The following is a 14842-nucleotide window of genomic DNA, read 5'->3' as shown; positions in this document are numbered from 1 at the left end:
GAAAGGAACCGATCGTGAAAAGCCCGGTTCGGACCCGTTGCAAAGTTAGCCCCCGTTGAAGATCTCTCGTGTTGGTATATCGAACCACGCCATGACCGAAAATATGAACCCTCCGATCGATCCGTTCGATACTGGGCTTCTCAGCGTCGCCGACGGAAATGAAATTTATTGGGAAGTATCGGGCAATCCCGACGGGAAGCCCGCTCTCTATCTGCATGGCGGCCCCGGCAGCGCTCTTGGCTCGGGCAGCTATCGCCGTCGCTTCGACCCGCAAAAATATCGCATTGTGGGGATCAATCAGCGCGGATGCGGCCGAAGCCGCCCCCGTATCACCGACGCTCTCGGCGAACTGCACCGCAACACGACACAGTCGCTCATCGGGGACATCGAAGCGGTCAGAAGACACCTCGGCATCGACACGTGGCTAGTGTCGGGCGTGTCCTGGGGGACGACCCTTGCGCTCGCTTATGCCCAAGCGCATCCAGATAGAGTCTCGGAACTGGTGCTCGTCGCAGTAACGACGACAAGCCGGGAGGAGGTCAATTGGATCACCGAAAGGGTTGGCCGCATCTTTCCCGAAGCCTGGCAACGGTTTGAGCAGGCCTCCGCTAGGCGCGATGGGGAGCGCATCGTGGAGGCCTATGCGCGACGGCTTGCCACTGGGGACATTGAGGATCGGCTACGGGCAGCACGTACCTGGAACGATTGGGAGTCGACGCACATCTCGCTTGATCCGAACTGGGTGCCGATTGACCGTCGCTTTGACGAAGAACAGGGCTTGGCTTTCGCGACCCTTGTCACGCACTACTGGTCGAACGACGGATTTCTTCAGAATGGAAAGGAGATACTCCGCGGCGTCTCCGCAATTGAACATATTCCCGCCGTTCTGGTTCATGGTCGCCGCGACATTAGCGGGCCAGCAATAACGGCCTGGCGTCTCCATCGGATATGGCCGGCAAGCCGCTTGAACATAGTGGAATCCGAAGGGCATGGCGGACCGCAGTCGATGGAACAGATGCGTGTCGCGCTTGATTCATTCGCGCCGAGCCAATGATGAATGAGCTCGTCAAGCTGGGAGCCTCTGGGACCGGTTCCACGGCAGCAGTTCGTCGATCCGGTTGATTGGATGACCGTCGGGAATGCGGGCAAGCACGTAGGTGAGCCAGGCCTCTGGGTTGAGGTCGTTAAGCCTGGCGCGCCACGCGTTTATCCGAAAGCGCTGATGATCCCTTACCAGAAAGGCGAAAGATGAGTTTTGACGGCATCGTAAGATGAGGAAGCTCTTAGCGCTGGCGCTCCTGATCGCTTTGCCGCCGCTCGCTTTTTACAGCTGGTTCGAAGTGAGCGTCCGCCGGATCGTGACTGAGCAAGGTCTTGACGGGACCTATCGCAACGCCCTCAAGCATGCTTCAGCGTCTTCCTATCTCTATTCCGGACTGAGGCTTCTCGGGCTTTCGGAGGCAATAGCCGAAGAGATGGTCGTCCGGTGTGGANGGCGTCTTCCTATCTCTATTCCGGACTGAGGCTTCTCGGGCTTTCGGAGGCAATAGCCGAAGAGATGGTCGTCCGGTGTGGACTGGTCAATGAATTTGCTGAACTCTACGTGAAACGCGGAAAGCCTGACACGACCTTGGAAATCATGAAAGACCTACAGAACAATATGGTCGGTATCGGGGTCGCCAGATGGCTTGAGACCAATTCCGCCGAAACACGTGTCGCTCTTTTCGTGGTATTGGGGCAGCAAGATATCCTTGCCTTGTCCCAAAATACGCTAGGTTTTTCGGACTCCAGCGTATCGGCGGCTGACTATCCAGGCGCTAAGAATGGGTTCATGGCGCGGCGGGAGCAGATCGATCAGGAAGTGCAATCCGCATTGGACATAGGCGCTCGGCGCAACGGCAACTTGATTGGAACGTCTATGGTCGAAAGATGAGTTTTTGACCTGATCGTCAAGGGCGGCATCCTACCCGACCGAAACACCTATTCCAAATATCCTAACTGCTCCCGTGCTCTTGGGCTTAGATGTGATGGTCAGGTTCGGGTCTGCGTGTCAGCCCGGAATCGCTTGGTGTGCCAATGGATCTTGCCGTCGATCTTCATCGGCTTGTGGATCATCAACCGCTTAGGAGGATTCTCGGGGTGAACCTCGAGCAACGTGATCTTCTATACATTTTGCTCTGTTATCCAGATGTGTGGCACTATCTGCCTGAAGAGGGATATCTCAAATGTTCCGGGTCATCCTTGTCGCACTCTCTCATCTGGCTAGCGGGACGAGTTTTCCCGCGACTGTCTCTCATTCCACTTTGAGCGACTCTGGCGGTTACATTCGAAGGATCACAGAGTATTGCTCATCAAAAGGCGGAGAGCCTCGGTCCGTGGCTGCAGATGGCAGTGAGATGTTAAAAAACGACAGGTTTTGCACAATATATCCCGACAAAATTTTCGAATCCTCTGAGCCTTGTGCGTATGGCTCTATTGCGAAATGCGTAAGAAGTTCGATTGAAACGACCTTCACAGCAAACCTAAATGACGGGGAATTTTCTGGGACGCCATGTGTAAGTCACGATACTTGTAAACTGTATTTCAATTTTTACGACGTCGGCAAACATTACGTAGAAGAAGACGGATGCGGTTATCAATTTGGCGGTATCGCAAAATTTAATTCAGAGGCTCGCGCCATCTATTTCCTATCTATCTCTATAAAACCAACCTGTCTTGGCGGCCATTGAGGAGCATGTTGTGCCGGGTAGCCTTGCCCAGCGTCACGCGCCCAAGCATTCAGCACCATAGGTGCGAGCATCCAGGTTGCGACAAGAATGCAGGATGGGGCTTTGCCAAGCCAAGGCAGACGCCGCACTGGTTCTGTTTCGAGCACCGCGCGCTCTCGGCGGCCGCTTGCGGGAACCGCTTCGACAGCCGCTCGTCGTTGACGGTCGCGAGAGGAGCACCGCGCCGAATATTGTCGAGAGAATGGCCTTGCAGCTGGGCTCCTTGCCCCTGCCCTCGCCAACCCAGCTACCGAGCGTCCCAGAATATTCCCTGATCCCCGGCCTCGAATGATGCCTCACGTCGGCGCCCTGCCCGGCGGCATCCGAACCGAGCGCGTCAATCGGGCAGCCCTCCATTCTGTCTGCGCGATGCGCCATGCGACTCACATGCATCATAAATTTTCATTTCTTAGATTGCATTCGTAATCTAACTCAGTTATAGAGTTCGAACGCAATCTAAAACGAAGGAGATACGAGATGATCCGCAAAACCCTGAGCGCCTCCGTTCTGGCCGCGCTGTTTGTTGCCGCCCCGGCGTTTGCCGAGGAAGCCACCATAGGACGCCCGATCGAAGCCGGCAGCCTGCACGAGGGCCACCTCGACATGGTGGTCTATTACGTCCCGGCCGAGGGCGACCTCCTGGAGGTCACCGCCACCTTCGCGCCGAAGACGGGCGGCGGTCCGCAGCGCGTCGTCATGGGCCTCGCCGACGGCGACTCCGTGGCCTTTTCGATGCCCGGCCACCGCGGCCCGCTCTACGCGTTCTCGCGGTCCGGCGAGGAGGTGACGGTGTCGTCCGAGACAGGCATGCGCGCCGATGCCAATGCACCGACCCGCCTTGCAGACGGCAGCCTGCGTGCTGGGCTCGCGTCCGTCGGGCCGATGTAAAGGTCAAACCCAATCTTTCTTGAGAGGCGACGAACGTGAAAAAGAGACCCGCTGTTGTGCTGGGGGGCGTGCTGATCGCGATGTCAGGAGCGGCGGCATTTGCCACACTTGCCATTCCTACGCAGGGAGCCTCCGCCGTAGGCGACCCGAGGCAGGAACCGCCGATCGTCAGACTGGTGACGGCAGCGCCGGTGACCGGATCCGAACGCGGCTTTACCGGTATTGTCGGAGCGAGGGTGCAGAGCGATCTCGGCTTTCGCGTCCCCGGCAAAATCGTGGAGCGGCTCGTGGATGTGGGTCAGGAGGTCAAAGCTGGTCAGCCACTGATGCGCATCGACGACACCGACCTTCGCCTCGCGCTCACGGCGAAGCGCAACGCCGTTGCCGCAGCGCGCGCAACAGTCGTTCAGACGGAACCGGATGAACGGCGATACGCCAGTTTGCTCAGGGATGGATGGGTCCCCCGACAGCGCTACGAGCAGGCGAAGGCCGCGGTCGATACGGCCGAGGCGCAACTCGCCGCCGCCGAAGCCGAAGCACGGGTCGCCGAGAACGAAGCGATCTACGCGGTCCTGCTGGCCGACGCGGATGGAACGGTGGTCGAAACGCTTGGCGAGCCGGGGCAGGTCGTCTCCGCCGGCCAGACAGTGGTCCGGATCGCCAAGGCCGGCTCCCGCGAAGCGGTGGTCGCGCTTCCCGAAACGATCCGGCCGGCGATTGGGTCGGCGGCCGAGGCCAGCGTGTATGGCGGCGATGGGCGTCGTTATACGGCACATCTCCGGCAACTATCGAACTCCGCCGATGCCCAGACCCGTACCTATGAGGCCCGTTATGTGCTCGACGGAGAGGCCGCGGCAGCACCGCTTGGCGCGACGGTAACCATTCGGCTTGCGGGCCAGGCACGCCAGCGGGAAGTCCAGGTGCCGCTGGGAGCCGTGCTCGATGACGGCGAGAAGACAGGCGTTTGGGTCCTGGACAACGCCACCTCGACCGTACAGTTTCAGCCCGTCAAGCTTGTTCGTGTGACCAGCGAAACCGCTGTGGTCTCCGGACTGAACTCCAGCAATCCGATTGTTTCGCTCGGCGCCCATCTCCTGCAGGAGGGCGCTCGCGTCAGGACTGCGTCCGAAAGCAGGGGCAAGTGATGATGAACCTAAATCTCTCCGCGATCGCCGTTCGCGAACGTGCCGTTACCCTGTTCTTCATCCTCCTGCTGGTGGCCGCCGGCGCCTATGCTTTCGTCATGCTCGGGCGGGCGGAGGATCCCAACTTCACCATCAAGACCCTGACGGTCACGACGGCATGGCCGGGCGCAACGGCGCGCGAGATGCAGGACCTCGTCGCCGAACCGTTGGAGAAGCGGCTTCAGGAGATGACCTGGTACGACCGGGTCGAGACGACCACTCGGCCGGGTTACGCGTATATGACGGTCACGCTGAAGGACAGCACACCGCCATCTGTCGTGCAGGAGGAGTTCTACCAGGCTCGCAAGAAGCTCGGGGATGAAGCCCGCAACCTGCCGTCCGGCGTCTTCGGGCCCTTCGTCAACGACGAGTATTCGGATGTAAGCTTCGCCCTTTACGCGCTGAAGGCCAAGGGCATGCCGATGCGTGAGTTGGCGAGACAGGCCGAGGCGATCCGCCAAGACCTCCTGCACGTGCCCGGCGTGAAGAAGATCAACATTCTTGGTGAACGTCCCGAACAGATATTCGTCGAATTTTCCTACGCCAAGCTGGCTACCCTCGGCGTGTCGGCACAGGACATCGTCGCCGCCTTGCAGCGGCAGAACACCCTCACGCCGGCAGGCTCGATCGACACCCAGGGGCCGCGGGTCTTCATCCGGGTCGACGGCGCTTATGACAGCGTTCAGGCGATCGCCGACACGCCGATTGCCGCTGCGGGGCGGACGCTGAAGCTCTCAGATATCGCCGAAGTCCGGCGCGGCTATGAAGATCCCCCCACCTACCTCATTCGACGTCAGGGTGAGCCCACCATCATGCTCGCGGCTGTCATGCAGGAGGGCTGGGATGGTCTCGCGCTCGGAAAGGCGCTGGAGGACAGGACAGCAGCCATCGCACAGACACTGCCTCTCGGGATGACGCTCGACAAGGTGACCGACCAGGCCGTCAACATCACCTCTGCGGTCGACGAATTCATGATGAAGTTTGCGATGGCGCTCGGTGTGGTGCTCTTGGTGAGCCTGTTGAGCCTCGGCTGGCGCGTCGGCATCGTGGTGGCGGCTGCCGTCCCTCTGACGCTTGCCGTCGTGTTCCTCATCATGCTGGAGACCGGCCGGTTCTTCGACCGCATCACGCTCGGCGCCCTCATCCTGGCGCTCGGTCTTCTCGTGGACGACGCCATCATTGCCATCGAGGTGATGGTGGTGAAGATGGAAGAAGGCATGGACCGCATCAAGGCGGCGGCCTATGCGTGGAGCCACACTGCGGCGCCGATGCTGTCCGGAACGCTCGTGACGATCGCCGGCTTCCTGCCGGTGGGCTTCGCGCGCTCGACGGCCGGCGAATACGCCGGCAACATCTTTTGGGTCGTAGGGTTCGCCCTCATCGTCTCCTGGATCGTCGCGGTGGTCTTCACACCTTACCTCGGCGTCAAGATGCTGCCCGCGATCAAACCGGTCGAAGGCGGTCACCACGCGATCTATGACACACCCAATTATCGGCGCTTGCGGCGGCTCATCACATTCGCCGTGCGCCACAAGTTCATGATCAGCGGTATCGTTGGCATCGCCTTCGTGCTTTCCGTTGTCGGCATGGGCTCTCTCAAACAGCAGTTCTTCCCGACATCCGACCGCCCCGAAGTGCTGGTGGAGGTTCGCCTGCCTGAAGGCACCAGCATCGAGACGACGACCGCTACGGTCGAGAAGCTCGAAGGCTGGCTGGACGACCAAGCCGAGGCCAAGATCGTCACGAGCTATGTCGGTCAGGGCGCACCCCGCTTCTTTTTCGCAATGGCGCCGGAACTGCCTGATCCTGCCTTCGCCAAGATCGTCGTGCTGACCCAGGACGCCGAGGCGCGTGAGGTGTTGAAGCACCGCCTCCGCGAGGCGGTGGCAGAGGGGCTTGCACCCGAAGCCAATGTCCGCGTCACGCAACTCGTGTTCGGCCCCTACACGCCATTCCCGGTCGAGTTCCGGATTGTCGGACCTGATCCCGCGCAGCTCTACAGCATATCCGAGAAGGCCCTCGACATCATGCGGGGCGTCCCGGACGTGCGTCAGGCCAACCGCGATTGGGGCAATCGCACACCCGTGCTCCGCTTCGTCCCGGATCAGGATCGACTGAACCTCATCGGCCTGTCGCCGGCGGAGGTGGGCCAGCAACTCCAGTTATTGCTCACCGGCATCCCCGTTACGCAGGTTCGCGAGGACATCCGCAACGTCCCCATCGTCGCACGCAGCGCCGGCGGCGAGCGGCTGGATCCGACACGTTTGGCGGATTTCTCACTGATGAGCCGGGACGGTCGCCCGATTCCGCTCGACCAGATCGGCCATTCGGAAATCGGTCTGGAAGAGCCGATCCTGAAGCGCCGCGATCGCACGCCTGTCATCACGATCCGCTCGGATATCAACGAAGCGACTCAGCCTCCAGAGGTTTCCAAGGCGATCGTGAAGGCCCTTCAGCCGCTGATTGCATCCCTTCCGGCCGGCTATCGCATCGAATTGGGCGGATCGATCGAGGAGGCTGAAAAGGCCAACACCGCACTGGGCAAAGTCTTTCCGGCAATGATCGCCGCCATGCTGATTGTTATCATGCTGCAAGTACGATCCTTCTCGACGATGGCCATGGTGATGCTGACGGCGCCGCTTGGTCTTGTCGGCGTCGTGCCGATGCTGCTCACCTTCAACCAGCCCTTCGGATTCAACGCCATTCTGGGCATGATAGGACTGGCCGGCATCCTGATGCGCAACACGCTGATCCTGACCGAACAGATCAAGGAGAACCGTGCTGCCGGGCTTGACGACTATCACGCCGTGATCGAGGCGACGGTGCAACGCACCAGGCCCGTGATCCTGACGGCACTCGCCGCCGTGCTGGCCTTCATCCCGCTCACGCACTCCGTCTTCTGGGGATCGATGGCCTATACGCTGATCGGCGGCACGGCGGTCGGCACGGTGCTGATCCTGCTCTTCCTTCCCGCGCTCTATGCCGCATGGTTCCGGATCAAGCCAACTGCAGACGACGTCCATGAGGAACCATCCGGCTCGACGAATGAATTGGAAAAGCAAACAGCAATTGCTGCTGAATAGGGTCCTGTTGTCGAGCAGGCGGACCAAGATTTTCGCCGCTGGCTTTGCCTGAACATACGCAGGGCCAGCCGCACGACCTTACCGCTTGCAAATGATCGTTCAGGGCGAGCCCGGCAGATCCATCATCAGTTCTGGAGACATCCATGAATCATCCGGTCGGAACGCGAACGGATCCCGACGAGGTGCGGGCTCGCATCCTGGAGGTGGCGGAGGCGCATTTTCGCCGCATCGGCTACCATAAGACGTCGGTAGCCGACATCGCCTCCGAACTCGGCATGAGCCGGGCGAACGTCTACCGTTTCTTTTCCTCCAGGGATGCAATCAACGAATCCATTTGCAGGCAGGTCGTGAACGAGGTCGCGGACATCGCCGTTGCGATCGCACGCACCAACGCGCCGGCCTTGGAGAAACTCGACCGGCTCCTGACCGCCGTTCACCAGCACAACAAGACGAAATTGATCAAGGAAAGAAGCATGCACGACTTGATCGTCGCCGCCCTGCGCGAGAATCGGGCGGTCATCAAGGCGCATGTCGAGCGAATGTTGGAAATCCTTGAGGCGATCATTCGCGAGGGGACCGAGGCGGGCGAACTCAAGGTCGAGGACCCGGCAGAAGCGGCGCGTGCGGTCAACACCGCGTTCACGCCGTTCTTCCACCCGATCCTGATCGAGCACTGCGTTCAACACGGCGAAGACACCGAAGCGGGCCTGCGCACGCAGATTCGCTTTGTCCTGAAAGCTCTCGGCAAATCGAACTAGCCGCCCTGGCAGGTGGCTGCCAGCGACGCATTCCGTCTTCAATTCAGGCGCGACCTCCTGTGTTCGGTCCTTCGTGCGGATAGAGCTTGCCGAACAGCGGCAGGTACATCGCGCCCTTGCGCATCAGGAAATCGTGGAACGTCGCCATCGCCGGCGAGATCGCGTGATCGCTGCGCATCACCGAAAACCATTGCCGGCGGATCGGCATGCCGACGACGTCGAGGATGACCAGCCGGCCGGCTTCGGTTTCGGCGGCGATGGTGTGGGCAGAGATGAAGGCGATGCCGAGCCCGGCCATCACCGCCTGCTTGATCGTCTCGTTCGAGCCCATCTCGACGCCGAGATCGTCGATGCGGCCGGGCACGTCGCTGAGGAATATTTCCAGCGAGATGCGCGTGCCGGAGCCCGGCTCGCGGATGAGGAAATGCTCTTCGGCGATCCGCTCCTTGGATATCTCGCGCGCCGACGCCAGCGGGTGGTCGGGCGGCGCGATGATGACCAGCGGGTGATCGCCGAAGACCGAGGCACGCACCGGGACTTCCCTCGCCGGGCGTCCCATCAGCGCGATGTCGATGTCGTGGTTCTTAAGACTGTTGATGGTTTCGGCGCGGTTGCCGATGGCGAGCCGCATGTCGATGTCGGGATGTTCCTTCATGAAGCCGGCCATCAGCCGCGGCGCGAAATATTTGGCGGTGGAAACGACGCCGAGCCGCAAGCTGCCGATACGCACGCCCTTGATCGCATCCATCTTGTCTTCGAGCAGGCGAAGCCGCTCCTCGATCGCCTGCGCCGTCTCGACGAAGGCCAGGCCTGCGGCAGTCGGACGCATGCCGTCCGACGTCCGGTCGAACAAGGCCAGCTGGAACTCCTCCTCGACCTGCCGCAACTGGATCGTCACCGCTGGAGGAGACAAGCCTAACACCTTGGCCGCGCTAACGATTTTTCCATGGCTGATGATGGCCTGGACGGTCTTGAATTGCTTGAGCGTGAGGTTTCTCATGCGCCATACTAAATTTTTTTTAGCATGAAAGTAAAGTTATTGAATTTTACTTATCCGTGGCAGTTTGTTCTCATTCCCCAATCCGGCCGGAGGAGTTTGCGGCTGGATCGGGAGGTTACGATGCCAGCGGCAACGCTCGACGCATTTCTGAATTCCTATCTCGGCCCACCCGACGAACTGCGTTCGGCAGTCGTCGCGACCGTTCGTCAGCTGACGCAGGCCGCCACCAAGGTCCGCAACACCATCAATCAGGGCGTGCTCGGCACCGCCTTTGCCGGGACCCGCAGCGCCAATGCCGACGGCGACATCCAGAAGGATCTCGACATCTTCGCCGACGACATCTTCCTCGATGCCATGCGCCACGCTCCGGTCGCGCTCTACGCCTCCGAGGAACTGGAGCAGCCGGTCCTGCTCGACAGCCAGGCGCCTCTCGCCATCGCCATCGACCCGCTCGACGGCTCTTCCAACATCGACACCAACGTGTCGATCGGAACGATCTTCTCGCTCCTCCCTGCAACTGGCGCGCCGGACGAAAATCCGGCCGCCTCTTTTTTGCAGCCGGGCGTGAAGCAGCTGGGCGCCGGTTTCTTCATCTACGGGCCGCAGCTGGCGCTGGTCCTGTCGCTCGGCAGCGGCACGCATGTCTTCGTTCTCTCGACCAGGCTCGGCACCTTCGTCCAGGCCTACGAGAGCCGGATCATCCCACAGCGTACCCAGGAGTTCGCCATCAACGCCGCCAACTACCGGCATTGGGACGAGGCGGTGCGGCTCTACATCGACGACTGCCTCGAAGGCACTGAAGGCCCACGTGGAAAGGACTTCAACATGCGCTGGATCGCTTCCCTCGTCGCCGACTGCTACCGCATACTGATGCGCGGCGGCGTCTTCCTCTATCCAGGCGACAAGCGCAAGGGTTACCGCCAGGGACGGCTGCGCCTCGTCTATGAGGCCAACCCGATCGCCTATCTCATCGAACAGGCAGGCGGCGCCGCCACCGACACCATCACCCGCATCCTCGAAATCGAGCCCGAGGGCCTGCACCAGCGCGTGCCCGTGGTGTTCGGATCGGCGCGCGAGGTCGCGCGCATCACCCGCTACCACACCGAGCCCAGCGCGATCGGCGAGCGTGCGCCGCTGTTCAGCCGCCGCGGCCTGTTCAGGGCCTGAGCATCATGTCGGCAAAGCACCCCATCATCACCATCACCGGGTCGTCAGGCGCCGGCACCACCTCGGTCAAGCGCATCTTCGAGCTGATCTTCCGGCGTGAGAACATCGACGCCGCCTTCATCGAAGGCGATGCCTTTCACCGCTACGACCGCGCCACGATGAAGGTCAAGGTGGCCGAGGAGGAGAAGGCCGGCAATCCGAACTTCACCCACTTCCATGCCGAGGCCAACGAGCTCGCAATCCTCGAAGAGGTGTTTGAGGAATATGGCCGCCGCGGAACCGGAAAAACCCGCACCTACATCCATGACGAGGACGAGGAGAAGCAGTACGGCACGCCGCCGGGGCAATTTACCGAATGGCGCGAATTCCCGCCGAGCGACCTGCTCTTCTACGAGGGCCTGCATGGCTGCGTCGTCACCGACAAGATAGACCTGGCCAGGCATGCCGACCTCAGGATCGGCGTGGTGCCGGTCATCAATCTCGAATGGATCCAGAAGATCCATCGCGACCGGGCAACCCGCGGCTATTCCACTGAGGCGGTGATGGACGTCATCCTGCGCCGCATGCCGGACTATGTCCGCTACATCGTCCCGCAATTCTCGCAGACCGCCATCAACTTCCAGCGTGTGCCGATCGTCGACACGTCCAACCCGTTCATCGCGCGCTGGATCCCGACGCCCGACGAATCGATGCTGGTCATCCGCTTCGCCAATCCCCGCGGCATCGATTTCCCCTACCTGCTTTCGATGATCCACGACTCGTTCATGTCGCGGCCGAATTCCATAGTGGTGCCAGGCAACAAGCTCGATCTTGCCATGCAGCTGATCCTGACGCCGCTCATCCTGCAATTGATCGAACGCAAGAACCGTGTGTCGTGAGGAGGACGCCATGAACAGCCAAGCAGCAGCCCTGAAGCCCGTCGCCGCCGTCTCGGAGCGCGACATGGCGAACGCCATTCGCGCACTGGCGATGGACAGCGTCCAAAAGGCCAATTCCGGTCATCCGGGCATGCCGATGGGCATGGCCGACGTTGCGACGGTGCTGTTCAGCCGCTTCATCAACATCGATCCGTCGGCGCCCAACTGGCCCGATCGCGACCGCTTCGTGCTTTCGGCCGGGCACGGCTCGATGCTGCAATATGCGCTGCACTACCTGCTCGGCTACGAAGACATGCCGATCGAGCAATTGCAGCGGTTTCGCCAGCTGGGCAGCCGCACCGCCGGACATCCCGAATATGGCCATGCGCTTGGCATCGAGACGACGACCGGTCCGCTTGGACAAGGCATCTCGACCGCCGTCGGCATGGCGCTGGCCGAGCGTATGCTTGCTGCCCGCCACGGCGCCGATCTCGTCGATCATTTCACCTACGCGATCGCCGGCGACGGCTGCCTGCAGGAAGGCATCAGCCACGAGGCGATCGACCTTGCCGGTCACCTGAAGCTCGCCCGGCTGATCGTCTTCTGGGACGACAATGCGATCTCGATCGACGGACCGACGTCGCTGTCGACATCGATGGACCAGCCGGCACGGTTCGAAGCCGCCGGATGGCATGTGCAGTCGGTGGACGGCCACGACACGGAAGCCGTCGCTGCGGCAATCGAAGCGGCGCAGCAGTCGGACCGGCCGTCGCTGATCGCCTGCCGAACGGTGATCGGCAAGGGCGCGCCCAACCTGGGCGGTTCGGAAAAGACGCATGGCGCGCCGCTGGGCGAGGCCGAGATCGCCGCGACGCGCGAGAACATCGGCTGGGCCTGCGCGCCGTTCGAGGTGCCGGACGACATCCTGTTCGCCTGGCGCGAAAGTGCCGAGCGTGGGCAAGCGGCGCGGCACGCCTGGGAGCAGCGGCTTGCCGACTCGCCGCAGCGCGACGCCTTCGAGAGTGCGGTCGCCGGCACCCTGCCCGACGCGGTCTTCGAAGCGCTCGCCGCTTTCCGCAAGGAGCACGTCGAAAAGGCGACCAAGGTCGCTACGCGAAAAGCCTCCGAAATGGCGCTCGGCGCCATCAACGCCGCAACCGAGCTGACCGTCGGCGGCTCCGCCGACCTGACGCATTCGAACCTGACGATCACCAAGGGCATGGATCGCATAGCGCCTGGTGCCTATGCCGGCCGCTACATCCACTACGGCATCCGCGAGCATGGCATGGCCGCGGCCATGAACGGCATCGCGCTGCATGGCGGCTTCGTGCCTTATGGCGGCACCTTCCTGTGCTTCGCCGACTATGCGCGCGGCGCGATGCGGCTGTCGGCGCTGATGGGCCAGCGCGTCATCTATGTGATGACCCATGATTCCATCGGTCTCGGCGAGGACGGCCCGACCCATCAGCCGGTCGAGCACCTGGCGATGCTGCGGGCAACGCCCAACCTCAACGTCTTCCGTCCGGCCGACATCATCGAAACGGCGGAGTGCTGGGAACTGGCCCTGAAGAGCAAGAACCGGCCGAGCGTGCTGGTGCTCTCGCGGCAGAACCTGCCGATGCTGCGCCACACAGATAGCGAAGAGAACCTGTCCAGCCGGGGCGCCTATGTCCTGCGCGAGCCGGCCGGGCACCGCGCCGTGACGCTGATCGCCACCGGCTCGGAGGTCGAGATCGCCGTTGCCGCCGCCGAACGGCTGGAGACCGAGCACGGCATCGCCGCCGCCGTCGTCTCGATGCCGTGCTGGGAGCTGTTCGAGGAACAGGATGCCGACACTCGCAAGGCGGTCCTCGGCTCGGCGCCGCGCGTCGCCGTCGAAGCCGCAGCACGGCTCGGCTGGGACCGCTGGACCGGCGACACCGGCGCTTTCGTCGGCATGGCCGGTTTCGGCGCCAGCGCCCCTGCCCCGGATCTCTACCAGCATTTCGACATCACGCCCGAAGCCATCGCTGCAGCGGCGCTGAAGCTCATCATCTAGGAAGGACCCCAAAAAATGGCCCGCATCACCCTTCGCCAGCTTCTCGACCATGCCGCCGAGCACGGCTACGGCGTTCCGGCATTCAACATCAACAACATGGAACAGGGCCTTGCCATCATGGAGGCGGCCAGGGCCTGCGACGCGCCGGTCATCATCCAGGCCTCACGCGGCGCCCGCTCCTATGCCAACGACATCATGCTGGCCAAGATGATGGAGGCGTTGACCGAAATGCATCCGGCCATACCGCTCTGCATCCATCAGGACCACGGCAACAACGAAGCCACCTGCCTTTCGGCGATCCGCCACGGCTTCACCTCGGTGATGATGGACGGCTCGTTGATGGCGGACGCCAAGACGCCGGCGAGCTACGACTACAACGTCGCCATCACCGAACGTGTCGCACGCATGGCGCATTGGGTCGGCGCTTCCGTCGAAGGCGAGCTCGGCGTGCTCGGCTCGCTGGAAACCGGCCAGGGCGAGGCCGAGGACGGGCATGGCGCCGAAGGTGTGCTTTCCCACGACCAGCTTTTGACCGATCCCGATCAGGCGGTCGACTTCGTCACCGCCACCCGGGTCGACGCGCTGGCGATCGCCTGCGGCACCTCGCACGGCGCCTACAAATTCAGCCGCAAGCCCGACGGCGGCATCCTCGCCATGCAGGTGATCGAGGCGATCCACGAAAAGCTGCCCAACACGCATCTGGTCATGCATGGCTCTTCCTCGGTGCCGCAGGAACTGCAGGACGTCATCAACCGATATGGCGGCGAGATGCCCCAGACCTTTGGCGTTCCGGTCGAGGAGATTGAGCGCGGCATCCGGTACGGCGTGCGCAAGGTCAACATCGACACCGATTGCCGCATGGCCATGGCCGGGCAGTTCCGCCGAGTCGCGACGGAGGACCCGCGCGAATTCGATCCGCGCAAATTCCTGAAACCCGCCATGGATGCCCTGCGCGACCTTTGCCGCGATCGTTTCGAGCGCTTCGGCACCGCGGGCAACGCCTCGAAGATCAGGGTCATCGCCATGGACGAGATGGCCAAACGTTATGCCGCGGGAAAACTCGACCCGCAAATCGCAACCGCGAAAGCCGCCTGAGCGG

Annotated in this window: 12 protein-coding genes and 1 pseudogene; 11 read left to right on the top strand and 2 right to left on the bottom strand. The window is 62.0% G+C overall.

The genetic code is table 11. From position 1 onward, the window contains the following. The first annotated feature begins 91 nt into the window (after positions 1–91). Positions 92–1054: a prolyl aminopeptidase gene (gene pip / locus X738_RS50375; protein ID WP_023797703.1), complete on the top strand. Its 963-nt coding sequence runs from the start codon at positions 92–94 to the stop codon at positions 1052–1054. Positions 1055–1066: 12 nt separating this feature from the next. Here pip and X738_RS82250 read toward each other — a convergent pair. After that, positions 1067–1195, bottom strand: a pseudogene (locus X738_RS82250) (transposase domain-containing protein); the annotation flags it as partial. 435 nt (positions 1196–1630) lie between these two features. Here X738_RS82250 and X738_RS50365 point away from each other — a divergent pair. The 6 genes from X738_RS50365 to X738_RS50350 all read left to right on the top strand — a co-directional run bounded on the left by X738_RS50365 (position 1631) and on the right by X738_RS50350 (position 8681). Next, positions 1631–1933 carry a hypothetical protein gene (locus X738_RS50365; protein ID WP_156942560.1) on the top strand — a complete coding sequence of 101 codons (303 nt, stop codon included), beginning with the start codon at positions 1631–1633 and terminating at the stop codon, positions 1931–1933. 442 nt (positions 1934–2375) lie between these two features. Then, the gene (locus X738_RS84570; protein WP_156942559.1) at positions 2376–2729 is read left to right on the top strand and encodes a hypothetical protein; all 354 of its coding nucleotides are present in this window, start codon (positions 2376–2378) and stop codon (positions 2727–2729) included. 516 nt (positions 2730–3245) lie between these two features. Then, on the top strand, positions 3246–3656 hold the full coding sequence (locus tag X738_RS0140800) for a hypothetical protein (RefSeq protein WP_023797700.1): 411 nt from the start codon (positions 3246–3248) through the stop codon (positions 3654–3656). Between the two features lie 35 nt (positions 3657–3691). Then, positions 3692–4801, top strand: a complete 1110-nt coding sequence (locus X738_RS50360; RefSeq protein ID WP_031254370.1) for an efflux RND transporter periplasmic adaptor subunit — start codon at positions 3692–3694, stop codon at positions 4799–4801. 2 nt (positions 4802–4803) lie between these two features. Further along, on the top strand, positions 4804–7923 hold the full coding sequence (locus X738_RS50355) for an efflux RND transporter permease subunit (RefSeq protein ID WP_031254365.1): 3120 nt from the start codon (positions 4804–4806) through the stop codon (positions 7921–7923). A 143-nt stretch (positions 7924–8066) separates the two neighbouring features. Continuing rightward, positions 8067–8681: a TetR/AcrR family transcriptional regulator gene (locus X738_RS50350; protein WP_023797697.1), complete on the top strand. Its 615-nt coding sequence runs from the start codon at positions 8067–8069 to the stop codon at positions 8679–8681. A gap of 43 nt (positions 8682–8724) precedes the next feature. Here the strand turns inward: X738_RS50350 and X738_RS50345 are convergent, their stop codons facing one another. Then, the gene (locus tag X738_RS50345; protein WP_023797696.1) at positions 8725–9681 is read right to left on the bottom strand and encodes a LysR family transcriptional regulator; all 957 of its coding nucleotides are present in this window, start codon (positions 9679–9681) and stop codon (positions 8725–8727) included. A gap of 120 nt (positions 9682–9801) precedes the next feature. On the opposite strand from X738_RS50345, the gene X738_RS50340 reads away from it, so the two are divergent. Genes X738_RS50340 through fba form a run of 4 tightly spaced genes read left to right on the top strand, consistent with a single transcriptional unit; the run spans position 9802 to position 14838 of the window. Then, a complete protein-coding gene (locus X738_RS50340; RefSeq protein WP_023797695.1) occupies positions 9802–10848 on the top strand; it encodes a class 1 fructose-bisphosphatase in 1047 nt (348 codons plus the stop codon). Between the two features lie 5 nt (positions 10849–10853). Continuing rightward, a complete protein-coding gene (locus X738_RS50335; RefSeq protein ID WP_023797694.1) occupies positions 10854–11726 on the top strand; it encodes a phosphoribulokinase in 873 nt (290 codons plus the stop codon). Between the two features lie 10 nt (positions 11727–11736). After that, positions 11737–13743 (top strand): transketolase, encoded by a 2007-nt coding sequence (tkt, locus tag X738_RS50330; RefSeq protein WP_023797693.1) that lies wholly within the window; start codon positions 11737–11739, stop codon positions 13741–13743. 15 nt (positions 13744–13758) lie between these two features. Continuing rightward, the gene (gene fba / locus X738_RS50325; RefSeq protein ID WP_023797692.1) at positions 13759–14838 is read left to right on the top strand and encodes a class II fructose-bisphosphate aldolase; all 1080 of its coding nucleotides are present in this window, start codon (positions 13759–13761) and stop codon (positions 14836–14838) included. The last annotated feature ends 4 nt before the right edge of the window (positions 14839–14842 follow it).

It is taken from the genome of Mesorhizobium sp. L48C026A00 (assembly GCF_000502375.1).
Lineage (GTDB): Bacteria > Pseudomonadota > Alphaproteobacteria > Rhizobiales > Rhizobiaceae > Mesorhizobium > Mesorhizobium muleiense.
The sequence above is the reverse complement of the archived record's forward strand: the minus strand, read 5'-3'. Positions and strand labels throughout refer to the sequence as shown.